Below are 25,736 nucleotides of genomic sequence, written 5' to 3'. Positions count from 1 at the left end.
GGCTAAAACGTTATGCTTTTGTAGGGAAGTCAGGTCCGCCATGCCTCGACCCGACGGGTAAGCAGGGCTGGCGGCGACAATTTCATGTGGCGTTTGGGGCGCCACCAGGGCTGCAGATGACTAACACTCTTGGGCGGCGGATGCTTCGCGCATTCGCCGGGATCGTGCTGGCCATTTCGGCCGTTTCTGCCACCGCACAGTCCGTCGGCGTCCCGCCGGCCGGTGCCTCGTGCGTCGTCACGGCGGGCAACCGCAACGCGCCGTTAGCGCCGGACGGCACCTATACCGTCTTCGGCATTCCCGGGAACCTGGGCGCCATCCGCGCCCGCGTCACCTGTTCGGATGGGTCGGTCGGGCAGAGCGAGGCCGGGTTCACCAACCCGTTCCAGCCGGCGACGATCGAGCTGGGCCCCATCACCTTTGGTCATATTGATCCGGTGCCGATCGCGGCGACCTTGTCGGCCCCGACGCGCTATCTGACGACCGGCGACACTTCCCAGCTGAAGCTGATGGCGGTCGGCGCTGACGGCTCTTCGCACGATGCGACCCTGCGCAGCGCCGGCACCGTGTATTCGGTGTCCAATGCCCTGATGGCCACGGTGACTGACGATGGCCTGATCCGGATCTATCCCCAGTTTGCCAGCGGATCCTCCGCCCGCGTGGTCGCGGGAGCGGTCACCGAAGGCGGCGTGTCGTCCACCTTCATGTACATCCTCGGACCGCGCGGCCGGCTGACCGGCCAGGTGCAGCGCGCTGACGGCACGACTGTCGCCGGCGCGCAGGTCTCGGTGCTGCGTCTGCAGCCGATGGAGCAGGGCGGTACGGCGGTCACGAATCTCTCCGGCGCCTTTTCGCTGGACGATGTCAGCGCGGGCAATTTCCTGATTTCGGCAATCGATCCAGCCACGGGTGATCGCGCGCTGGGTTCGGCGCGCATCGAGAACGAGGGGCAGACAGCCGACGTCACTCTGCGCCTGAACGGACAGGGCACCGTCAACGTCACCGTCGTCGGGCCGACCGACGCGCCGGTGGCCGATGCCCAGGTCACCTTCACGGCGCTGGGCGGCAACCGCGACGTGCGCACCCAGGCGACGTCGGCCCAGGGCGTGACCAGTTTCACCGCGGTGCCGGCCGGTGATTTCACGGTTTCCACGCGCGATCCGGCGACCCGCCTGATCGGCGCCGCCGTCGGCAAGCTGGCGATCGGCCAGACCCAGGCTGTAACCCTCACGTTGCAGCCCGTGGGCCAGATCGAGGGCGTCGTCTATGACGTGGGCGGCACCGTGCTGCGCGAGGGCGTGCAGGTCCGCATCCTCAGCCGCGAACGCGGCATCCTGACCCAGAGCGTCACCGCCGCCGATGGCGCGTTCCGCTTTGACACCCTGCCGATTTCCGATGGTCCGTTCACGCTCGATGCCTTCGTGGACGGCCGCCTGCGCGCCCGCGTGCCCGGCATCGTGATTTCGCAGCCGAACCAGACCGTACCGCGCAATATCATTCTCGGCCCGGTCGGCACCGTCACGGGCTACGTCAAGGATCCGGCCGGAGCGGTCTACGCGAACGCGCGCGTCACGATGCAGTCGCTGGTCGGACTGCGCCTGACCTTCGACGCCCGCACCGACACCACCGGCAAGTTCGTGCTGCCGGCTGTTCCGGTCGGCGACTTCGAATTGACCGCCGTTACCCCGGAAGGCCGCAGCGGCCGTGCGCGCGGTGTCGTGCAGAACGACGGCGATACGGTCCCGCTGGATGTCATCCTCGCCGACAACACCCTGGTCGGCACGGTCTACCAGCGCGACGGCCAGACGCCGGTTGGCGCCGGCATCACCGTCTACCTCGCGCCGCGCAGTCGTGGCGTGCATTACAGCTACGAACCCCTGTATTCGCCCACGCCGGGCAGCGGCATCCTGCGCACGACGACCGATGAGAATGGTCGGTTCGGTTTCCGCGTGCCGGCGCCCGATACCTACTACGTCCAGGCCGAGCAGGCGCTGGAGCGCGGGCGCAGCCAGGTGGTCATCGTCAACCTGGATCCGAGCCAGCCGCTGGAATCGCGCGTGGTCTTCCTGGCCAAGGGGACGGTCAACGGCACGGTGCGCGATTCGGCCGGTGCGATCCAGGCCGACGTGCCGGTCAAGGTGATCACGCGCGGCGCGTTTGATGCCGAACGCACCGTGCAGACGGATGCACAGGGCCGCTACGCGATCGATGGCGTCTTCGTCGGCGATATCTCCGTCGTTGCAGTGAATCCGACCACGCATCTGGCCGGCACCAATTCCGGCCGCCTGAACAATGAAGGCGAATCGATCATGCTCGACGTGCGCCTGGCGGCCAGCGGCACCGTCCGCGGCCGGGTGATCCAGCGCGACGGCGGAGCGGTCAGCGGCGCGACGCGTGTCAGTCTGCAGGCCAACGGCGTGGCCTTCGCCACGCGTGAGTTCGATGCCGGCGAATCCTACGTGTTCGAGCTGGTGCCAATGGGCAATGTCGTGGTCGCGGCCGAAGCGATCGAAACGGGCGACAAGGGCGTGGCCACCACGCGCCTGGCCACCGCCGGCGAAACGCGCAACCTCGACGTGCGCCTGGTCGGCCAGGGCGAACTGCGTGTGCACCTGGTGGATGCGCAATCGGCCCCGGTGGCCGGCGCACGCGTCACGGTCAGCACGAGCAGTCCGTTCCCCACCAGCACGGAAGTCACTTCCGATGCCAATGGCAACGCCGTGTTCCCGCGCGTGTTCGCCGGTGACTACAGCATCAGCGCGAGCAAGCCGGCGCCGGTCGGCGCCCTGAGCGGATCGGCCAGTGGCACGCTGCTGCCGGGCGACGTGAAGTCGGTGGAAATCACCCTGCAGGCGCTGCCGATCGGTCGTGTCCGCGGCAAGGTGCTGCGTCCCGACGGCGTCACGCCCGTGGGCGCGGGGATGGTCGTGCGCATGCTGCCTGAGCCCTTCGCCAACGCCTTCGTCACCGTCACGGATGCGAACGGCGACTACAGCTTCAACTCCGTCGAAGCGGGCAGCTACACGGTTGATGCGGTGAATTTCTACAACCCGCTTGCCTGTCCCGCGATCGACCGCGTGCGCGGCCGCGCCACCGCGGTGACCGTTTCGGCGACCGAGCCCGAGGCGGTGGCGAACATCCAGCTGATTGGCCAGGGCCGCGTTTTCGGCCAGGTGACCAATGCGCAGGGTCAGCCCATGGCGGGCATCGAGGTGCGGATGACCAATCCGGACCCGGTCTACGGCGCGAATGTCACCTGCAACCGCCGCACGACTTACGATCGCATTACCGATGCGCAGGGTAACTACCGCATCGACGATGCCCCGCCCGGCAACTTCACCATCACGGCGGAGAATGCCACGCGCACGCTGCGCGCGGAGGCGGCCGATCGCGTGGATTCGGATGGCGATGTGGTCGAGGTGAACATGGTGCTGGTCGACAGCGCCGTGACGATGCCGCAGACCTACTACGACGCCAACGGTTTCCCGTTCGACATCACCGGCAATGGCGCGATCGGCAACGGCCACCTGGGCATCTTCGGCGCCCCGGCGCCGGATAACGCCGGCATGCGGCTTTCGATCATCGGCAGCAACGATGCCGAAGTGCCGTTCACCAACGGCAACGGCACGATCGGACGCGTCAGCCAGAACGGCCAGATGGTCGAAGTGGACGACGCCACGCCCTCGGGCCTGTTTGTCACGCGACGCATCTACACGCCACGCGCCGGCTACTTCACGCGCTACATCGAAGTGCTGCGCAACGACTCCGACCAGCCGATCACGGTCAAGGTGCGGGTGCGCTCGCATCACCGCTCGTCGAACGCGAATCCGCGCGTCGTCGACAGCTCCGACGGCGACCAGGTGTTGTCCGTCAGCAATGCGGCAGCGCCGGACCGCTGGGTCGTCGTCGATGACCAGCAGGACGCCGACCCGTTTGCCACCGGCTCGATCGCCGCAACCGGCCATCTGTTCGATGGCACCGGCGCCGCGCAGCGTGTCAGCAGCGCCGGTTACGAACTGATCGGGCCGACCGGACGCCTCAGCTATACCTGGAGCGATATCACCGTTCCGGCTGGCGGCCAGGTTTCACTGATGCACTTTGCGTTCAACCAGCTGGACCGCCAGGCGGCGCGCGAGGCGGCGATGCGTCTGTCGCAGCTTCCGCCGGAAGCGATCGACGACCTCACCACCGACGAGCGCCAGGCCATCGCCAACTTCGCGGTGCCGGAAACCTCCAGCGTCGCGCCGCTGCCCAACCTGGATGCCGGCAAGGTCAGTGGCCGCGTTCTCTCGGGCGACGGCACAACGCCGGTGCCGGGTGCGCGCGTCCAGTTCAAGAGCCTGCACCCGCTGTTCACGCGCCATCGCTTCGCCACCACAAACCCGGATGGGGCCTTCGAGTACCGTTCGACGCTGGACGGTACGATCAACAACTACGTCATTCCGGTCTATGCGTTCGAGCTCATCGCCACGCATCCGCGCAGCGGCGCCGCCACGGCGTTGACGCCGGGCGATTTCGACGCGGGCCAGGTCCACGAGCAGCAGGACCTCATCTTTGTATCCAAGGGTAATGTGCGCGGTATTGTAAAACGTCACAACGGATCGCCGCTCGACGGCGCCCGCGTCCGTCTGTGCCGCCTGGACGACCGCTTTACCTGTACCGACCAGCTGCCCAATCCGGACAATTACGCCCAGAGCGCGGAGGGTGGCCGCTACCTCATGACCGGCATCACGCCGCGCGACTACTTCCTCTTCGCCGATTTTCCGCATCCACAGGGATCGGGCGGCGGCCGCGCCATCCTCGGCCGCGCCACCGCCACCGTGACCGCAGGTGACACGTGGACGCAGGATGTCTTCATGGAGGAGACCGGCTCGATTTCCGGCATCGTGCGTGATTCGGATGGCCAGGTCGTGGTGAATGCACGTGTCGAGCTGCACATGGGCGCGAACGGCAACGGCGGCGTGCAGCGCGCGACCGTCACCGACACGGCGGGACGCTACCGCCTGTACGACCTGCCCCTCGGCCCGCACCGCGTGGTGGCGCGCGATGCCATTTCGCACGCCGAAGGCTGGGCGGATGCGAGCGTTTCCGTTGACGTCGACACGCCCGCGAACATCACCCTGCGCGGCTTCGGCGCGATCACGGTCAACGTGCAGTACGCACGTGGCGGCGCGGCGGCAGGGGCGCCGGTCTACGTGCCCGGCTACGGCACTGCACGCACCGATACCAACGGCGTGGCGCGCTTCCAGGTCGCCCAGGGCACCTACGAGATCACTGCGGCGCATCCGGAATTCAGCGGCAGCGTGCTGCACGGACACGGTACGGTGAACGTCACGCAGAGTGGCCAGCCGGTGGAGATCACCCTGACGCTCGGCCCGGCGGGCACCGTGCATGGCAAGATCGTGCGCCCGGATGGCTCCACCCTGGCAGGCGGCTTCCCGTTCACCGTGACGCAGATCCGCGGCACGGGTGGCGGTTCGCGCAGCGGCAACACCACCAACACGGGCAATTTCCGGGTTGGCGGGCTGCCGGTGGGTGGCTATGTCTTCACCGCCTATGACGCGCAGCAGGATCGTTTCGCCGACGCCGAATTCAGCATCGAGAGCGATGGCGAGGAAGTCGAACTCAACCTCACCCTGCTCGACAACCGCATCGCGTTGCCCGCAACGCTGCACGACGCCAACCGTTTCGTCTTCGACGTGCAGAAGTCTGGCCAGCTGGCGACCGGCAGTGGCGTGTTCAGCAACGGCGGCGTGACGTTGTCGATCAACGACCAGGCCTACACGGGCGACAGCAGCGCGCGCCTGGAGGCGACGCGCCGTCAGTTTGCGATTACCCAGCCGACGCTGGTCGCCGGCCTGAATGTCACGCGACGCATCTACGTGCCGCGCGGTGCGCATTTCGCGCGCTACCTGGAAGTGTTCGACAACCCTTCGGCTGCGCCCATCACCGTCGACGTGAGCCTGGCCACCCAGTTCGCCGGCGGCGGCGTGCTGACGACCTCGTCGGGTGACACGGCCGTGACGGCCGCAGACCAGTGGGTGATCGTCGACGATACCGTCGATGACGATATTGCGATTGATCCGGACCAGATGGCACCGGTGACGCATGTGTTTGCCAGTGCGTCGGGTGCAACGGCGCCGCCGGACTCGGTGAATGTCGTGACCAACGCCGGCAAGCCGGTGCTGACCCAGCGCTGGAATGCCCTCGTGGTGCCGGCGGGCGGGCGTGTCACGCTGATGCACTTCGTGGCGCAGCAGATCAATCGCCGTGGTATCCGCGCGGCGGCCGAGCGCCTGGTGGCATTGCCGCCGGAAGTGCTGACCGACCTGACCGGCGCGGAAGCCGCGACCGTGCGCAACTTCCCGGTCCCGGCCGATCTTTCCAGCCCGATTGAGCCGTTGCCGTCGCTCACCGCTTCCGTGCGTGGCGTCGCCTACGAGGGCGATGTGCGCACGCCGGTGCTTCGCGCCTCTGTCACGGTGCAATCCGACCACCCGCTGTTCAACCGCGTGTGGGGCATGAACGGTGATCCGAATCCCTGGTGTCCGCGTGGTACACCGGTCGGTACTCTGGTCAGCGTGGCGACGGTTGCCGGCGGTACGCAGAACCCGCCGCCGCTGGGCAGCTTCGTGCTGCAGGGCCAGCTCACGGCGGCCGATTCCATCGCGTTGCCCGAGGGCGTGGATATCACCCTGACGGCGCAGCGTGCGCGGCCGTGCTACGGCTACTACGCGGGCCATCCGTTCACGCGCTATCCCTCGCGGGTGGTGAACGTGCCCGTGACGGCGACGCAGAATGTGATCTACGACACCGGCATCATCACCGGCAGGGCGGTTGGTGACGGCAACCATTCGATCACCAGCGGCCGCGTCTATCGCTCGATCGACGATCCGGACGCCTATGAACCGGTGTACGTGCCGATCGCCAGCGACGCCACGTTTGTCTACGCCGGCCTGCCCGCCGGCGAGTACGACTTCCTGTTCGACACGCGCGCCCCGAACCCCACGCTGAACGACGGCGGCCTGCGTGGCTCGCGCGCCGCGGTCCGCGTCACCGTCGGTGACATCTGGACGGCGGACATTGACGTGCAGCCCACCGGCACGCTAGACGGCGCGGTCATCACCTCCAACGCGGAACCGTCGCGCAATGCACGACTGACCTTGCGCGGTGCGGCCGAAGGCCAGGTCTATGACCAGTGCGCCACGGGCTGCTCGCCCGCGGCCTTGCCGAAACACAAGGGCAAGCGCGTGGTGGAGCGCGAGGTCCTCACCGACAGCCTGGGGCGCTACCGCTTCGTGGCAGTGCCGCAGGGCGAGTACATGCTGACGGCGGTCGATCCGGTGTCGGGCGGACGCCGTACGGTGCCGGTCACCATCGGCGCCACCCCGGTCACCGTGCCGGTCACGCTGCTGGCGGTGGGATCGGCCAACGTCACGGTCACGCGCGCCGGCGGTGCGCCGATGATCGATGCCTACGTCTACCTCACGCCGGGGACGGATCCGGAGGAAGTCGCCGGCCGCACCGATGTCGACGGCCGTGTCACGGTCGCCAATATCCCCGAGGGCAGCTACCGCCTGCGGGTGCGTGATCCGCGCTATCCGAACGCGGCGGGCATGGACCGCACCGTCACCGGCAGCATCGCCGCCGGCGGCCAGCAGGACGCGCATACGATCCGCCTGATGGCGGCGGCGAAACTCGCCGTCACCGTGGTGGATGGCGAAAACGGCGGTGTCGCCGTGGCGGGTGCGACGGTGGCGATCGAGGATGCACTGGGACGCCGCGACATCGGCGTGACCAATGCGCAGGGGCGAATCACCGCCGATCCGGTGGTGGAAGGCAGCTACACCGTGCGCGCCACGATCCGCCAGGGCAACCTGACGCGCGAGGCGCAGGCCAGCGGTACGGTCGCGGCTCCGGATGACCTGCAGACGCGTCCGGTCACGCTCGACCTGCGTCGCTCGCTGGTGGCGTTGCCGGTGTCCTTCTACGACGCCAATCGCAGCTACTACGACACCGACGAAGATGCGGGCGGCGCTGCGTTGCCGCGCCTTGAGATCTCCGGTGTTGCTTTCACCGGCGCGGCGACGGCCGTGCAGTCGCTGGGCGAACGCCAGGTGACCGTGCACCAGGAAACGCCGCTGGCCGGGCTGGATGTCACCCGCATGGTCTACGTGCCGCGCAATGGTTACTTTGCGCGCTATGTGGAAATCCTGGAAAACCGCGGCACGAATCCGATCACCGTAGGCGTGACGCTGGAGACGTCGGCGAACGGCCGGCGCGTGGTGGATACGAGCAGCGGCGACGACCAGATCAACGCCGCCGGCACGCCGTCCGATATCTGGTTGTCGCTGTCGGGCGCCATGGGCGAGGAGATCCACACCCAGAGCCTGGTGCCCTGGGCGTCGGGCGCACGCCTGGCGGCTCCGGAACTGGGATACCACTACGACAGCAGCCTGGGTACCAATGTGGCCGTGGCCAGATGGCCCTCGGTCACCGTGCCGGCGGGTCAGCGTGTCGCCCTGCTTCACTTTGCTGCCAACCAGCTCAGCGCGAACGGCGCGCGGGCCTCGGCCGAACGCCTGCGGCAGTTGCCGCCGGAAGCGCTGGAAGGCCTGGATGTGTCGCTGCTCGACGCCGTCGCCAACTTCGCCGTTCCGGCCGACGGACAGAGCACGCTGCCGCCGTTGCCGGCGCTCACGGGCGAGATTTCCGGCCGCGTCCTGGAAGGTGACGGCACCACGCTGGTGGAAAACGCCAGCGTCGAGGTGCACAGCCGTCATCCGCTGTTCGGCTACCGCTACCGCAGTGAAGCGGGCCTGTACACGGATGCCACGGGCGTCTACCGCCTGGCCGGCGTGTTGCGTGACGACAGCCAGAGCATCGCCATTCCGGTCGACGCGCCGGTGGAGCTGCGTGCCTACCATCCGCGTTCGGGCGTGATCGCGGTCGCCGAGGCGACCTTCGATGCGGGTACCACCAGTGCCACGCGTGACCTGGTCTTCGCCGGCGGCACCATCCGCGGCACCGTGATCGGCGCCTTCCGCTACAACCCGCCGTACGCGGGCAGTGTGGAAGCCTACGTGGGTTCGCAGCGACGCAGTTCGGCACTGATCAATCCGGACGGCTCCTACGTCATCGGTGGCCTGGATCCGGGCAGTTATCGCCTGGAGGTCGCATTCGCGATCCAGTACGGCTCGACGTTTGAGGCCGAGGTGGCTTCGGTCACCGTCAATGCAGGCCAGAGCACGACCCAGGTGGTCACCTTGCCAGCCAACGGCGCGGTGTCCGGCCGCCTGACCACGGGCACCGGCGCTGCGCTGCCGAACCAGTGGGTCGAACTGGCGGGCAGCGGCGTGACCCGTGCCGGCTTCACCGACGGCCAGGGCAACTACCTGCTGTCGGCCGTGCCGGCGGGCACCTATACCGTCTCGACCACCGATCCGCGCTCAGGATCGAGGGTTTCGGCGCCGGTGACCGTCACGGCCAGCCAGACGGCCTCGCGCGACCTGGCGATGCCGGGACTGGGCACGGTGACGATCACCACGCGCTATGCACGCGGCGCCATCGCACCAAACGTTTCGCTCTGGGCGACCTCGCCGACGATCGACGGTCGCCTCTACCTGGGCACGACCAACGGCAACGGCACGCTCACCGTGCAGCTGGCCGTGGGGCCGTACCAGATCCACGCCCGCCACCCGGAAAGCAGCGCCGAATCGGTGACCGACGGCGCGGTCCAGAACGATGGTGAACTGGGTAGCCTGACCGCCATCCTCAAGGCCAGCGCGCTGTTGCGCGTGCGCGTGGTGGACGCGGACGCCGGCAATACGCCGATTGCCGACGCCAACGTGCGCTATCGCCCGTCGGGCACGGCCGAGTGGCGCGGTTACGTCGACACTGGCACGGATGGCTGGGGGCAATTCCCCGCCATGCCGGAAGGCAGCTACGAGCTGCGCGTGGAAACGCCGCAGCTGCTGATCGGTACCGGCACGGTGGCGATACGACCGGCCGACGATGCCCAGACTGTCGAACAGACGATCGCCATCAGCGCCGAGAACAGCGTCGCCAGTGAGCTGTCGTTCTACACAGAAAGCCACCTGTATGCCGTTACCGCCTCGGCGGGCGACCACCTCGGTGTGCGGATCAACAGTGCGCCAGTGGGCAACTCACAGGCGCGCTGCAATATCCAGGTGGATGTGTATTCGCCCTTTGGCAGCATCATTGCGCGTGGCTATGCCTACACGGGTGATCCGGTCAACCTGATCGGCGACCTGGCCAACATCAGCGCGACCAACAGCGGCGCCTACGTGATTGCGGTCACTTCACGAGATTTCGGCTGCTACGACAGCGGCTATCGGCTGCGCACCACACGCAACGGCGCGGTGTCGCCGCCCGGTGCGTACCCGAACGCCGGCAGCGTGCACGGGCGCGTGCTGCGTCCGGATTCGGTCACGCCGCAGCCGGGCGTGAAGGTGCGCCTGCGCACGCAGACCTCGCCGGTCCTGCACGTGCAGCGGATCTCGGCCGCTGACGGCAGCTTCGCGTTCGACAATGTGCCCTCCACCAGCGTCCGCCTGACGGCGCTTGAAGAGCCGGGTGTCAATGGGCAGGTACAGCTGACGGGTGCCGTCAGCCCGGGTACCACCTGGCAGCAGGACCTGATCCTGCCGGCGTACACGACGGTCAATCTGCGCGCCCTGCGTGTCGATGGCGCGCCATTCACGCAGTCGGTGTCTTACGGGGTGACCAACGCCCAGGGCCACTACCTGTCGAGCTCCACGAACGAGGAAGGCCGGGCGACATTCACCTATGTGAGCAACCTGCCGGGCGTGATCATGTTGCGCGATCCGAACGACTGGCAGTCGACCGGCGAAGCCGTCGTGCAGCCGGCCGACGGCCAGACACTGGATATCGCCATCCGCATTGGTCCGACGGTCGTCGAAGGTCACGTCTACGATGCGGCCCAGGTACCGGTGCCGGATGCGTACGTGCGCATCGAACGTCCGGAAACCGGCGAATCGCTCGCGTCGGCGCAGATCACCGATGCGCAGGGCGCCTTCCGCTTCGAACGCCTGCCGGGCGGTGCGAACGCCCGCCTGCGCGTGAGCGATCCGGTCACCGACGTCATGGTGAACGAGACGGTGACGCTGGTTACGGGCCAGACGACGACGCGGGACCTGCGCTTCCCGGCCCGCGGTGCGGTCCACGGCAAGGTCCGTCATGACTGGGGGGATGGCATCAGCGGCGTGGAGATCGTCGCGCGCTACGTCAATGACAGCGCCAGCGGGGCCACGACGAACCGCAATGCGGAATCGGCCGCCGATGGCAGCTATCGGATCGAAAACCTGCCGTCGGGCGTTGCCATCACGCTGATTGCCCAGGTCCATGCGCAGGACGGCGAGCACACGGCAACGGCTGAAGTCACCTTGGCCGAGGGCAACCTCGACCGGCTGGCTGACCTGGTATTCGACATCGCGGGCGGCACAGTCACTTCCCGCGTCCGTGTTGCCGACGAGGCGGAAACGTGGAACTACTGCGTTCACGAGCTCGTGAGCGATACGGGTGCCTATGAGGTCTCGCGCTATCTGCGCTGCGATCACACCGCCCGCTTCCATGGCCTGCCGGCGGGCCCGGCAACGCTGTCGGTCTACGACCAGGGACAGGGAGCGCGCCCGGCCGGCGAGACGCGCGGTGGCAGTGCCAACAACCTGATCGGCCGTCGTAGCGTCACGGTCACCAGCGACCACGCCGAACACATCGTGTTCGACATCTCGGTGGTCAAGGGCACGGTGCGCCATGCCGACGGCGAAGCGGCGAGCTATCCGTCGGTGACGCTGACCGATTCGCAGGGCCAGACCTACGATGCGCAAACCTCCTGGCAGGGCAGCTATCGCCTGGAAGACGTCCCGCCGGGTCCGTTCGAGTTGCGTGCGCAGGACAACGACAGCGGCATGACCGTCACCGCCACCGGAACGCTGACGGACGTGCAGACGCCGGTGGTGATGGATCTCACCTTCGCGCCGACCTCGGGCGTCCGCGGTACGGTGACCGATGCGGGCGGCCAGCCCGTGCCCCATGCAACGACCATCGCCAGCCATGTCGATGCCGGGTTCGAGCGTCACGCCCAGACTGATTCGAACGGCCAGTACACGCTCAATCGCCTGCCGCTGGGCCAGGTGGTGGTGACGGCGACCGCACCGGAATCGCAGAATGTCGTGTCCGACGTGATCACGCTGACCACGCTGGGCCAGACCCAGACGCTGAACCTGCAGCTGGGACAACCCGGTGCCATTACGGGCGTCGTGAAGAACGCCCAGGGCGATACGGTTCCGAACGCGTGCGTGCGTCTGTGGTCGACGGCCCCGTCGGCCAGCTACGACTACCGCTACTTCTTCGGTTACACGGATGCGCAGGGCCGGTACACCTTCCCCGAAGTGACGCCGGGGCCGGTGGCCCTGCAGGCGCCGTGCTGGGAAGAACCGACGGGTGTGATCGACACGCTGTCGGTGCCCGGCGGTACGACCACGCAAGACGTGCAGGCTGGAAACGCAGCGCTCCTGCCGATCTACCTGCAGGACACGATCGCCGGCTACACCATCCAGGTTCATGGCGATGCCTCGATCTTTGCGATGGCCGAGACGGGCGGGAGCCATCCGTTCGACGACCTGACCCTGCGGCTGGAAGTGGACGGTCGCCGTTTCCCGTCGGCACCCGCGGCCCGCCAGCTGCAGGGTGGCCGTGAACTGCAGCAGGTGCCGGCCAGCCTGTCCGGCCTGCGCGTCGGACGACGGACCTTCGTACCGACGCAGTTCGGCCTGGTACGCCAGCTCGACAGTTTCACTAACGAAGGTGCGTCGGATGTCACCGTGACGGTGCGCCTGGTCGGCCGCTATGCCGATCCCCAGGGTGTCCTGGCGGTGACGCCGGATACGAACGGCGGCCGCTACGCGGTGCAGCGCGCGCACGATCCGGCCGCCGCGGACGCGAGGGGCGCAGCGGGCTATGTCATGAGTAGCGCGGACGGGCTTGCGCCGACCTCCCGTCACTTCGCCAGCGGCGATCCGGACGTCAGCTGGGGCTGGACGGTGACTGTTCCGGCCGGCCAGACCGTCAGCTTCCTGTCGGTGGTCGTGGTGCGTGGTCCGCAGGGCGCTGGCGACGTGCAGAACGTGGCGGAGCAGGTCGCCGCCCAGTCGCTGCCGGGCCTGTTCGACGGTCTTTCCACGGCCGAAAAGGCCAGTATTCGAAACTTCACGGTGACGCACTGATGCCAAGCAGGACGTTTATCACCGCGCTGCTCCTCGCAAGCAGCGCGTTCCTCCCGGCTGCGGCCCGCGTTCCGGTCGGGCAGGTCATCGACCCGGTGACGCTGGCTGATCGCGCAGTCAATGAATCCTCCGGCGACATCCGTCCCAAGGATCGCTGGATCCTGGTCGTGCTCGATGCCAACGATCCAGATCTCATGCCATTCGCAGACAGCCTGCGCGAAGCCGGTTACGAGGGCCGCAACGCCATCGTGCTGGTCGTCGGCGATGCCGCGTCAGCGACGGTGGTGGCCGGGCAGAAGACACTGCTGCCACAGGCCCGCTGGATCACCGGCCGCAGCGCAAAGGTGCTCGAAGGGCTCGACCTTCCCGGAACGCCGGCCATCATCGGTCTGGAAGCCGGTTCGAAGGTGGCCTGGCAGGAGCTGGGACTGCGCAAGCAACCAGGCGATGTGGCCGTACGGATGTCCGACTGGCTGTCGCATCGCACTGCGGCGCGGCGCCAGGCGCCGTAAGTCGACGATTCCGCCGACCAGGACCCTCCATGTCGAACCGACTTCAGATGACCTTTGCCGCGTTGCTGTGCCGCGTCCGTGCTGTCGGAGCCGGTAGCAACGCGCGGAGGCGTGCCGCATTTCCGGCATTGCTCGGAGGCCTTCTCCTGGCCTTTACGACAACCGGACTGGCGTCCTCGCGCCGTCCGCCGGACTGGACCTGGCCGGCGTTCGAATTGGCGCAGACGGCAATGGACGGGTCCAGGAACGTGCTCGATACCCTCGCGGCCTGCCTGAAGCCCGGTACGGACTGCAATCGCACCGAGATCGATGCCCTGTGGATGCTGCAGGCGCGCATGGATATCCGGCCGCTCAAATCCCTGGCGCGTCTGGCAGCGGCGCGCACCTCCCTGGACGGATCGGACGCCGGCACGGCCCACCATGTACTGGCCATTGGTGGCGATGGCGCGCGGCTGAAAGCCCGGCTGGAAGCCTCTCCTGGACTGGTCCAGGCATGGGCCCTGGCCATGGGTGGGGACCATGCTTTCGATTCCGTAGCGCTGGACGCGCTGGGAGGTGCAGCCCCGGGCGATGTCTGCAATGCGGCCAGACTCAGTGATCCCTTCATCCGGTCAGACGCTCCCCTGGCCCAGCGCTTCCGCCAGGCTTTGCTGGACCGCCTGGTGGATTCCACCGCCCGGCAGGCGCCGTGCGTGGAAGATGCGGTTGAGCGGCACTGGCAGCTGCTGGGCGACGCAGTCGCTGACGCGGCACAGCGCCACGTGGACGATCTGCTGAAAGCAGATGACGCACACCAGCAACGTCGTGGCCAGGCGCTGGCGGCGCGTTGGTTGCTGCGTCTGCCCGACCGTGACGCAAAGGCGTCCGACCTGGTGCGCGCCGCGGCAACAGCGGACGAATCGGACTGGGTCGCCGCCAACCGCGGCGCCGTCGCGCAAGCCCTGCTGGCGCAGCCGTTCGTACCCGGGGATCCCCAATGGGCCACGGCGTACGAGCGGGTGGAAGTCATCAGCGGCCCGCCTCGACGTGATCAGATCGAGTGGCTGCTGGCGATGCCCGCCGACGCGGTCTGGCGCACCGCAGCGGCCGAGCTGACGGTGGAAGGGGCGTTTGAATTCCTCCACGCCGCCAGCGACAACCGGCAGGAACCTTCGCCGCGGGATCTTCCCGCCAAGCGGCTGCTCCTGCAGAACGTCAGTGCGGTGCAGGCGGATCCTGCGTTGCGCGCCGCCCTGGGCGGTCAACTCATCACGCACGCGCCGGGCGCGGGCCGCCGCCTGCTCGAAAACGCCTATGCTCAGATGCCGGCCCTGCAGCAGACGGCGCTGGCCGCGCGCCATCCCTCCGTGTTTCCGCTCCGGCGCAGTGCGTCGGCCTGGCGCGAGGCGCTGGCGGCGGAAGATCCCTGGTTGCGGCTGGCGGCGCAGCTGAACGCGTCTGTGGCGTGTGGTGAAGCGATGCCGCCGGGGTGGCCCGGTGCGACGCCGCCGCCGGCCGCGCAGCGCGCGTCAGCCGATGTTCTGGCGCGATGCCGGCGCGGCGTGCTCCCGGATTCCCTGGCCTCGCCGTCTGGCGGCCGTACAAGACAAGTCACTGAATAGAGTTACTGAATGAAAACGTCCATTAAGCTCATTCTGCTGACGGCTGCGCTGGGCCTTTCTGCTGCCGCAACCGGCGCGCGAAGTCCGGCCGCGGCCTCACCGCCGCCGACGGCACGGGCCGGCGCGCTCGACGATGACCTGATTTTTGCGGGCACGTTCGAGCCTGTCGTCGCCGGCACGATCGATCTGGACAGCCTGACGCCGCGCGACGGCGCCGTGCTGTCCGCGGGGCAGCATTATTCCGTCGGTGCGCGCTACACGCTGCCGGCAGGCACCGGTGCCGGCGCTGTCACGTTGCGGCTGGATGGCATGAACATCACGCCCGAGTCGCACGTCACGGAGTCGGCCATCGCACGCGATTCCGTCAAGCCGTTGACCGCCGGCGAACACCGGGCGGAGCTGACGGTCGGTTCCGCGCGTGTCAGCTGGACTTTCCGTGCGGTTGAAGGCCCACGCATCGCGGTGTTCACGCCCTCCAATGTCAGCCTGGCCGCCGGCAGTCCCACGGTGATTACCGCGCACTTCGACGACGCCGGCAGTCCGATCGACCCGGACAGCATCCGCCTGTCACTCGATGATGCCGAGGTCACGTCCCAGGTGGCGGTGCAGATGACCACGCCGGGCCAGGGCACGCTCCAGTACACCACTGGCACGCCGCTGCCAGCCGGCCAGCACACGGCGGACCTGTCGATCGCCAATCGTGCCGGTGCGGTGCGCAGGGCCACTACGGTCTTCCGCGTCGAGGACGCGCCGTCGTACTCGCTGGAGTTTGCGCAGCCGGCGCCCGGCAGCACCGTGCTCGAACCGAAGGTGCCGGTGCGGTTGCTGGCAGGTTCCAATCGCAGCGATGCGGTATCCGTGACCCTTAACGACCAGCCCACGGCCGTCGGTTCGTTCCTGGAGCAGCCACGACCATTCGACGGCGAGGTGATGCTGCAGCCCGGCGAGAACACCTTGACCGCCGTGGCAATGTTCGCCGATGGCCAGTCACGGACGACCACCACCACGTTGACCTACGATGCCCCGCCCGTCGTGACCTTCACCAGCCCGCAGGACTGGGCCGCGCTGGGACCGGTCGCGGCCACCGGCGGCGTGACGCCGGGCGGTTCCACCGACCTGACCGGTGCGGTGCAGCGGCCGGTCACGATCACCGGCACGCTGAACAAGCCGGTGACCGGCGTGACCATCAACCAGCAGCAGGCGCAGCTGTCCGCGGACGGCCGCAGCTTCACCTTCGAACGGTATTTCCTGCACGAAGGCACCAACCTGCTCAGTGCGAACGCGACGGACAGCCACGGTCGCACCGGTACGGCCCAGATCACCGTCTACGTCGACCAGACGGCACCGCTGCTCACCGTCGAAGGACCACTGCCCGGCGCGGTGACCTCGGCCGTGCGCATCGACGTGCGTGGCGTGGTCAACGACGCGGTGGAGGCCGGGCTCAACGCGCCGGAGCCTGCGGTGAAAGTGAGTGCCAACGGCCACACGGTGACGGCGACGGTGGCCGATCGCTACTACCTCGCGCGTAACGTCCCCCTGGAAGTGGGCAGCAACACCGTCAGCGTGACCGCCACGGACGTGCACGGAAATGCGCGCAGCCAGGCGGTGACGGTCACGCGCATTGCCGCCGGTTCGCGGCGCCTGACCCTGCTGTCGGGCGACCGCCAGACCGGTCCCGTCAAGCAGTCCCTGAGCGCGCCGTTGCGCATCGTTGCCATCGATGCGGATGGCCTGCCGCTGGCGGACGTGCCGGTGCATTTCGACGTGCTGCGCGGTGCCGGCACGATCCGCACGGTTGAATCCCAGCCCGATACGCCCGACGGCGTTAACGCGGCCCGGAATATCGCCGTGCGGACCGATGCCAGCGGGCAGGCCAAAGTCTGGCTGACGCTCGGCACCGAGGCGGCGGAATCCGGAAACATGGTGCGCGCCTGGAGCGAGGACCTGGCCGAAGATGTCGTGTTCACCGCCACCGGGCTGCGCGGTACGCCGGCATGGGTGCTGGTCAGCGGCCTGTCGGGCAGCCAGTACGTGTCGACGCACAGCCAGCCGGTGGAACCCCTGTCGGCCGTCGTGATCGACGCGGACCGCAATCCGATGACCGGCACCCCGGTGCAGTTCACCATCGAAGACGGCGATGCGCATTTCACGGCGCAGTCGGCGGCCGGCGGCAGCGTCAGCGCGGACGGCCGCCAGATCACCGTCACGGCCGACAAGAACGGCATGGCCAGCGTGCGCCCGATCACCGGCGCTATCGCCGGGAATGTGCATGTGCGTGCCCAGGCGATCGTGGCCGGCGCACCGTTTGGCGCGGCGGATTTCCAGCTGCTGGTGCTCGAACGCAAGGACGGCCCGACGGCCTTCTCGGGCGTGGTGCTCGATCACACCGGCGCGCCGCTGCCCGGCGTGCGCCTTTCCATCAGCCGCACCAGCCTGTCGACCGTGAGCAATGCGGAAGGCCGGTTCCGCTTCGATGACCAGGTTCCGCCCGGCAAGATCGACCTGTTCGTCGACGGCACGGCGATCCGCCAGACCCGTCGGGGGCAGACCGTGCAATACCCGGGACTGCACTTCGAGACGGCGGTCATCCAGGGCCAGGTGAACCAGTTGCCGCACCCGATCTACCTGCCGCCGATCAACCTGGGCCAGGCGCAGATCGTTGGTGGCGACAGCGACGTGACCCTGACCATTCCCGGCCTCGACGGCTTCGCGATGCGGGTGAAGGCGCACAGCGTGACCTTCCCGGATGGTTCCACCACGGGCCCATTGGTGGTGACGCCGGTCAATGGCGACCGCCTGCCCATGGTGCCGCCGGGCGGCTTCGGCACTTTCGGTGCGATTGCCTGGACGATTCAGCCCACCGGCACGCGATTTGATCCACCGGTAGAGGTGTCCATGCCCAATCTTGCCGGCATGAAGCCCGGTGAGACGCTGCCGATCGTGCAGTGGGACCACGACCTGGCGACCTTCGTACCGATGGGGCGCGGAACGGTGAGCGAAGACGGCACGCGTGTCGTCAGTGATCCGGGTTCAGGCATCACCAAGGCCGGCTGGGGCGGCGGCCCGCCGCCAACGCCACCCAATTGCGGCACCAATCCGCCCGCGGAAAGCTGCCGGGGCGGACAATGCGGCCCCTGTGGGCCATGCAAGCAGCAGTCGCAGGCGCAGGGCCAGCAGTGTCCGTCCTGCACCGTGAACATCGCGAAGGTCGGCAAGGAATGCACCACGAGCAACTACTGCCGGCGCTGCAAGGGCAATGGCAGTTGCGGGCCGGACCCGGCACGTTTCCCGGAAACTGTCACAGGCGTTGTCACCGACATCACCTTCAAGGATGCGAACGTCGTGATCGGCGCAACGCCCAATAAGGCGGAATTCAGTGGCTACGAGTTCGGTAACCCCGCACCGGCACATCCGGCGGACTGGGAGTTCGACATCGAGCCCTACTGCACGCCGGAAGGCAAATGGAAGTTCAAGCTGACCAAGGCGGAAGTCACCGGAACGATCATCCGCCCCGCAACGGCTCCCTATGTCGAGCTGACCGATGCCATGATCAACGGCCACACGGCCTCGACGCCGGCTGGCTATTGCACGCACTACAACCACGATGAGTACGAGCTGCGTCGCTCTGCCTCGAGCCATTACCCCGGCGGACCCGCCGGCAATCCGGATGTCGCCGCCATGAACGCGGCCGGCATGAATGTTGGTGCGGACGGAAAGGTCTATGACCGGTGGGAAGAGGTGCTGGCGCACGAGAATCAGCACTATTCGCGCTTCAAGCACTACATGCGCCACGGCTGGGCCGACTTCAAGCGCAAGATCGATGCCCTGGAGGCGCACATGTACCACTTCCCGACCAAGGAACAGGCCAAGAACGCGCAGCACATCAAGGTGCTGTTCAAGAATGCGCAGATCGAGCTGCAGAACGATACGGTCGCCCGACGCAACGCCATCGGCGGAAGCGGTGATCACACGCCGGAAAATGCGTTCTACGGCTGCTCGCTGGGGGCGATGGCTGGCGCGTTCACCTTGCTCGACTATCTGCGCGTCACGCATGGCTGTCCGGCCGTGAGCCGTCCGGCTGCTTCGTGCCCGAACTAGGAGCTGCGCAATGACTATCGCTCAATCGCTCGTCATGGCGGTCACGTCCCTGCTGGCCGCCGCGGATGTACCAACGTCGTCGGCCGGCTGCCTGCAGACGCACGAGACGGTGCTGCTGGAGACGCTCAAGACGTCCAGCTGCCTGGTTCCTGCCGATCCTGCCGCCAAGGATGACCCACCCATCGCCATTGCGGTGCGGCAGACGCTGACGAACGTGTCGTCACGGCCGATCGAGGTGCAACTCAACGGCCATCCCGCGGCGCGATTCAGTATCGCGGTCTACGCCGGTTCGGATCATGTCAGCAAGTTGTACGCCCCCAGAGAGGACAGCGGGGAGACGGATGGACCGCTGTTCACCTTTCATCACCTGGCGCCGGGTGAGTCGTACGAGATGACCTACCGTTTCACCGATCACCTGACCGAAGCGGTGCGTGAAGGGCCCGTCTATTCCGTCGCGCTGAACGAAGGCTATGTCTACCGCACCATGGACGAGCCGCAGGGCAAGGCTTATCTGACGCGCAAGGAAGAGCGCCAGCGCAAGCAGATTGCGCCGGAAACCGGCTGGTTCTGGAACGTCCGGCTGCGATGATCACCCGCACATTCTCTTCCCCAGCTTCGCTGCAGCGAGTTCACCCGTGATGCTCAGACCGCTTCTGTGTTCCTTCCTTGCGTTGCTGCCCTTCACGGCATCGGCCCAGTCGCTGGTGCCGCCGGTGAAGGATCCCGCTGTTTCCATCGTCGTCTTCGCGGCCTTCGACTGCGGCTACTGCGCGCAGTCCCAGGCGATGCTCGACACGCTCAAGCAAAAATATGCCGGCAAGCTGTCGATCGCGTTCAAGCATTTTCCCGTCGATCTGTCGGAGACCGGCGTGCTGCCGCACGAGGCGGCGCTGGCGGCGGCGGAGCAGGGGCAGTTCATCGCCATGCACGATGCGTTGTTTGCCAAGGGCAGCCCGCGTGACCGTCGTGGCATCGAGAAACTGGCTGCGGAACTCAAGCTGGATCTGGGCCGGTTCCGTGACGATCTGGACCGCCATGCCGGTCGCGCCAGGATCGATGCAGACCGGCGGGAGGCCGAAGGATTCGGGGTGAAGGTGACGCCGACCTTCTACGTGCAGGGCTTCAAGCTCGAAGGCCTGCACAACATTGACGTGTTCACCCAGATCATCGACCACCAGCTGGCGAGCGATTCGATCAGGCCGGAAGTGCCCGCAGGCGGTGCGCCATGAGGCGGCTCATCGCAGCAGTCGCACTCGTGCTGCTGGGCGGTGCAGCTCAGGCGGCGGACACGCCGTCGCGCAGCGAGGCGCGCAAGCAGCTCAAGGCGACGAATGTCGACGTGTCCATCGAACGCCTGGTGCAGTATTCGGCGGACGGCGACGCGGCGACGGTCGAATTGCTGATCGCCGCGGGCGTATCGCCCAGGGACGCCGAACCCAAGCGCCGCGTCACGCCGCTCCACAACGCGGCGGCCCAGGGGCATGAGCGCCTCGTTCGCCGGTTCCTGGAACTGGGGGCCGATGTCAACGCGACCGACTGGCAGGGCAATACACCGCTGATCAACGCGTCCTACCACGGGCGTGCCGCTATCGTGGACATCCTGTTGGGCCAGAAAGCGCGCACGGATGTGCGTCCCGACAACGGTCCGACGGCATTGATCGCTGCCGTTCACAGTGGATCATTGCCGGTTGTGGAGAAATTGCTCGCCGCAGGCGCCGATGCGCGACAGGGCGATGCGGCGGGACATACGCCGCTTGCCGTCGCAGAACGGACGGGTCGCAAGGAGATAGCGGCGCGCCTGGCAGCGACACCGGGAGGTCAGCCGTGATGATGTTGCGTCATTGTTCGCCGCGCGCGTCATTCCGCCGCTTCGTCGGCTTCATGGTGGTGATGGTCGCCGGCGTGGCTTCGGCCGGCACCCTGCTCGACTACCCCCGCTCAACGGGGCGCGATACCACGATCGCCGTTCCGCAGACGGCTTTTCACGACTGGCAGGCCGCGGAATCCGAAGCGGCGACGCTCGTCGAAGCCTGGAAAACCGAGCCGGTGACGCTGCCCTGGACCCGCCTCCAGCTGGCGCGCTACATCAAGCACAAGGCCATGCCCACGCGCGGCGCGCGCGGCCTGGCGCTGATGCACGTGGCGATGTACGACGGCCACCAGCTGGCGATCGCGCGCAAACTCGACGCAAAGCTCGTGGTATCCGCCGCAGCGGCGCGGGTGCTGGGCTATCAGTTCACGGCCGAGGAACGCGCCTTTGACCGCATTGCCTATTCGGTCGCCGCACAGCTGAGTGGCACGACACGCGAGACCCTGCCGCCCGCCGCGCTCGACGCTCTTCGCCTGGGCTACGGCGTCGGTGAGAAAGTGGTGGCCCGCGCGGAAACCGACGGGGCCCAGCGCGGCTGGAACGGATCGCGCCTGCAGTGGTACGGCGATGATCGCTACTACGGTCCTGGTTCGTGGGAGCCCACGCCGCCGTACTTCTACTATCCGCCCGACGAGCCCTTCGCGCCGGGCTGGAAGACCTGGGTGCTCAAGCGCGCCGACCAGTTCCGCCCGACTCCGCCGCCCTTCGGCTCCGAGCGGTATCTCAAGGACGTGCAGGAAGTCGTCGCCATCCACACCTCGCGCACCGACGAGCAGCTGCGCATCGCCAAGTTCTGGGTCGACGGCCATGGGTCGGTCACGCCGCCGGGGCACTGGAACCAGATTGCGATGGACGAGGTGAAGAAGGCCCGGCTCGATGACGCCACCACCGCGCGCCTCTTCGCCGAGATCAATATCGCGATGGCCGACACCTTCATCGCCGTGTGGGATACCAAATACCACTATTGGACAATGCGGCCGATCACGGCGGCGAAGAAGCTGCTGGGCCAGGAGCTGAAACTGCCGATCCTGACACCGCCGTTTCCCTCGTACGTTTCCGGCCACGCCGGCTTCAGCGGGGCCGCGGCGCGCATCCTGGGCAACTATTTTCCGCAGGAGGCGGAGCGACTGGACACGATGGCCGAGGAGGCCGCCGCGTCACGGCTGTACGGTGGCATCCATTTCCGGCACGACAACGAAGACGGCCTGGCCCTGGGCCGCAAGATCGCCGACGAAGTGCTGCGCTGGCGCGAATCGCGCTGAGCAACGGCCGGCGCTGCCTTGCGCAGCGCCGGCCTGTACGGCCTTATTTGCCGGCGGACTCGCGCTGGCGTTCCTCGGCCAGCGGATTGGCGCCTGCCGCCGGTTGAGGACGTGTCCATTTGTCCTTGCCGCGCAGCTTGGGGGCGCCTTGGCGCGCGGCTTGCGCGCTTCGGGTGCCTTGATTTCCAGCGCCGTTTCGCTGCTGGCGCTGCCCTGTTCCAGGCGCACGGTGTATTTGCCGGGCGTGGCCAGCAGGCGATGTCCCAGCCGCACTGATTCCGCCACCGGGGTCTTGGACAGATTCGGCTTGCCGTCCTTTTCGGTCCCGGCATCCTTCGCCAGCGCAGCCTGCTCGGCCTTTAGTGCCAGATCCTTGTCGATCGACAGGTCCCATTGCCAGGCATTGACGCCGGCGCCGGCCTCGAAGGTGAGTTTCTGCACCGGATTGCCGTTGCTGTCGACGACACTGAGCGTGACCGTGCCTGCCGACTTCACCCAGTAGGCGCCCTCGATTTGCGGCAGGTAGGGCTTCTCGTCGAACCACTCGGACGGCCTTGAACGCCAGTCGCGGCTGCCCTGCACGGATTCGAGCGGGAACAGCTTGAGCGCTTCTTTCGCCAGCACCGGCGTGAGCTCCTGCACCGGCAGCACATCCACCACCCAGGCGCTGCGGCCGTGAGTGGCGGCGACCAGTTCGCGCTCGCGCGGGTGCACGATGAGGTCATGCACCGGCACGTTGGGAAGGTTGGCCTGGAGTGATTCCCACGAATTGCCCCGGTCGCGGCTCACATAGACGCCGCGGTCGGTGCCCACGTAAAGCACGTCGGCATTCACCGGATCTTCGCGCACGACGTTGATCGGTTCATCGGGCAGGCCCTTGCCGATGGACGTCCAGCGTTGGCCGAGATCGTCAGTGCGGTAAAGATAGGGCGTACCGTCGTCATTGCGATAGCCGTTGAGGCTGACGTAGGCGCGGCGTGTTTCGTGATGCGAGGCTTCGACGCGGCTGACCCAGCGGTCGGCCGGCAGGGTATCGGCGACATTCTTCCAGTGCGTGCCGGCCGTATCGGTCACCCAGACGTTGCCGTCGTCCGTGCCGGCCCAGATCAGGCCGAACTGGCGCGGCGATTCGCTGACCGTGCTGATGGTGGCGAAGGGGACGTTGCCGCGCTGCTTGCTGGTGGTGAGGTCCGGGCTGATCGCGCTCCAGGTTTCCCCTTCGTCGAACGAGCGGAACAGGCGGTTGGCGGCCAGGTACACCACGTCGGGATTGTGCGTGGAGAGCACCAGCGGTGAAAGCCAGTTGTAGCGCAGTGGCGGATCTTTCAACGCCGCGCGCGCGCGCACTTCCTGCGCGCCGCCCGGACCGCCGGAGCGCGAATAGTTGCCGAACTGGTAGCCCGAGTAGAAGGTCTGCCCGTCGCGCAGATCGAATGCGCACCACATGCCGTCGCCGCCACCCACTTCCGACCAGTCTTCATGCTGGCGCCATTTCGTGCGGCTCGAACCCTTGAGGGTGCCGTTGTCCTGGAATCCGCCGCAGACGTTGTACGGGTCAGCCATGTCGACGTTGATGGTGTAGAGCTGTCCGACCGGTTGTGCGTCGAGCTTGATCCAGGTCTTGCCACCGTCGTAGCTCATGTCCACGCCGCCGTCATTGCCGGCGATCAACCGCTGCGGGTAGTTCGGATCGATCAGCAGCTCGTGGTAGTCCACGTGCACCTGGGGATCATTCAGGCCGTGCCAGGTCTTGCCGCCGTCGGTGGACTCGATCATCGGCAGGCCCTGCGCATACACGTGTTCCGGATCGGTTGGCGATACGCGCACGACGCCGAAGTAGTAGCCGTAGCTGTAATTGACCTCGCGCAGCGGGTGCTGGTTGGTGCGGCGCCAGGTCTTGCCGGCGTCGTCGGACCGGTAGATCTCGAGGCCGCGGATCTTGTCGGCGTCAAATCCGGTGCTGGAGGCATCGAGCTTGCGCACCAGGTCGGCCAGCGTGACCTCGTCCTTCCTGACCTTGTCGATCAGCGCGGTGGCATCGAGCGCGGTATCCAGGTCGTTGTTGCGGATGAAGGTTTCAATCTCTTCCGGATCCTGGCGCAGGAACTCCTCCTTGCTCATCGTGCGCAGGCTCGCGGCCGAGAGCGAACGGTCGCTCTTCTCCTGCTGGTCGGCTGGCAGTTCGTCCCAGTTGTCGACGCTGGCATAGAGCGTATCGGGCTGGCTGGCGGCAATGGACAGGCCGATACGGCCGACCTTGGCGCCGGTGGGAAATCCGCCGGCCAGGCGCGTCCAGGTTTCGCCGCCGTCCGTGGATTTGTAAATTCCGGAACCTTTGCCGCTTTCGACGAATTTCCACGGTTTGCGCTCCCGCTCCCACTGGGCGGCGTAGAGCACGTTGGGATCGCGCGGATCCATCGCCAGGTCGATGGCGCCGGTCCAGGGCGACTCGCCCTTGAGCACGTGCTGCCAGGTCTTGCCGCCGTCGCGCGTGCGGAAGATGCCGCGTGAGCCGCCCTCGGTGTACAGCTTGCCGATCGCCGCCACGTACACGGTGTCGGAGTCGCCCGGATGCACCAGGATGCGCGAGATGCGGTCCGTGTCGTCCAGGCCCATGGGACGGAAGGACTTGCCGCCATCGTCCGAGCGGAATACACCCAGCCCGCCGTAGGACGAACGCGACGAGTTGGGTTCGCCACTGCCGACCCAGAGCGTGTCGGTCTTCTGCGGATCGACCGCGATGGCGCCGGTGACCATGGTCGGGAGGCGGTCAGACAGCGGTTCGAAGCTGACGCCGTTGTTGGTTGTCTTCCACACCCCGCCCGAGGCGTAGGCCACGTAGAAGGTGTATGGCGCGCCGGGTACGGACGCGATGTCGACGACGCGACCGCCCTGCACGACCGGGCCGATGTCGCGCCACTTCAGGCCGTTGAACGGCGACTGGGCGACCAGCTTCTGGTGTGCTTCCCATGCGGCCCACCGCTGGGCGGTGGTGGTGGCAGCATGGGGTTCAGGACGGGCAGTCACGGCACCGGCCAACAGCACGAGGCAGGCCGCTGCGACCGGGCGCAGGAGGGGGTGGGCATTCGGGTACTCCGTTCGGACGGCGATCCCTCCGACGTTAG

At 67.3% G+C, this 25,736-nt stretch carries 9 protein-coding genes; 8 read left to right on the top strand and 1 reads right to left on the bottom strand.

Annotation, left to right across the window (positions count from 1 at the left end; translation table 11 throughout):
- The first annotated feature begins 116 nt into the window (after positions 1–116).
- Genes N4264_RS00635 through N4264_RS00600 form a run of 8 tightly spaced genes read left to right on the top strand, consistent with a single transcriptional unit; the run spans position 117 to position 22,611 of the window.
- Positions 117–13,268, top strand: coding sequence for a carboxypeptidase regulatory-like domain-containing protein (locus tag N4264_RS00635; protein WP_261695155.1), 13,152 nt, complete (start codon positions 117–119; stop codon positions 13,266–13,268).
- Positions 13,268–13,780, top strand: a complete 513-nt coding sequence (locus tag N4264_RS00630; protein WP_261695154.1) for a hypothetical protein — start codon at positions 13,268–13,270, stop codon at positions 13,778–13,780. Before N4264_RS00635 ends, N4264_RS00630 begins: the two co-directional genes overlap by 1 nt.
- A 29-nt stretch (positions 13,781–13,809) precedes the next feature.
- On the top strand, positions 13,810–15,381 hold the full coding sequence (locus N4264_RS00625; protein WP_261695153.1) for a hypothetical protein: 1,572 nt from the start codon (positions 13,810–13,812) through the stop codon (positions 15,379–15,381).
- A 9-nt stretch (positions 15,382–15,390) separates the two neighbouring features.
- Complete coding sequence (locus N4264_RS00620) at positions 15,391–19,479, top strand: carboxypeptidase regulatory-like domain-containing protein (protein WP_261695152.1); 4,089 nt, start codon at positions 15,391–15,393, stop codon at positions 19,477–19,479.
- A 10-nt stretch (positions 19,480–19,489) separates the two neighbouring features.
- Positions 19,490–20,068 (top strand): hypothetical protein, encoded by a 579-nt coding sequence (locus N4264_RS00615; protein ID WP_261695151.1) that lies wholly within the window; start codon positions 19,490–19,492, stop codon positions 20,066–20,068.
- Positions 20,069–20,117: 49 nt separating this feature from the next.
- A complete protein-coding gene (locus N4264_RS00610; RefSeq protein WP_261695150.1) occupies positions 20,118–20,708 on the top strand; it encodes a DsbA family protein in 591 nt (196 codons plus the stop codon).
- Positions 20,705–21,307, top strand: coding sequence for an ankyrin repeat domain-containing protein (locus N4264_RS00605; protein WP_261695149.1), 603 nt, complete (start codon positions 20,705–20,707; stop codon positions 21,305–21,307). The genes N4264_RS00610 and N4264_RS00605 overlap by 4 nt, the downstream gene beginning before the upstream one ends.
- Complete coding sequence (locus N4264_RS00600; RefSeq protein ID WP_261697552.1) at positions 21,307–22,611, top strand: vanadium-dependent haloperoxidase; 1,305 nt, start codon at positions 21,307–21,309, stop codon at positions 22,609–22,611. Before N4264_RS00605 ends, N4264_RS00600 begins: the two co-directional genes overlap by 1 nt.
- Here N4264_RS00600 and N4264_RS00595 read toward each other — a convergent pair.
- Positions 22,507–25,638 (bottom strand): WD40/YVTN/BNR-like repeat-containing protein, encoded by a 3,132-nt coding sequence (locus N4264_RS00595; RefSeq protein WP_261695148.1) that lies wholly within the window; start codon positions 25,636–25,638, stop codon positions 22,507–22,509. The genes N4264_RS00600 and N4264_RS00595 overlap by 105 nt on opposite strands.
- Positions 25,639–25,736: the final 98 nt, after the last annotated feature.

It is taken from the genome of Tahibacter amnicola (assembly GCF_025398735.1).
GTDB classification, from domain to species: domain Bacteria; phylum Pseudomonadota; class Gammaproteobacteria; order Xanthomonadales; family Rhodanobacteraceae; genus Tahibacter; species Tahibacter amnicola.
This window is presented reverse-complemented; position numbering and strand designations above follow the sequence as displayed.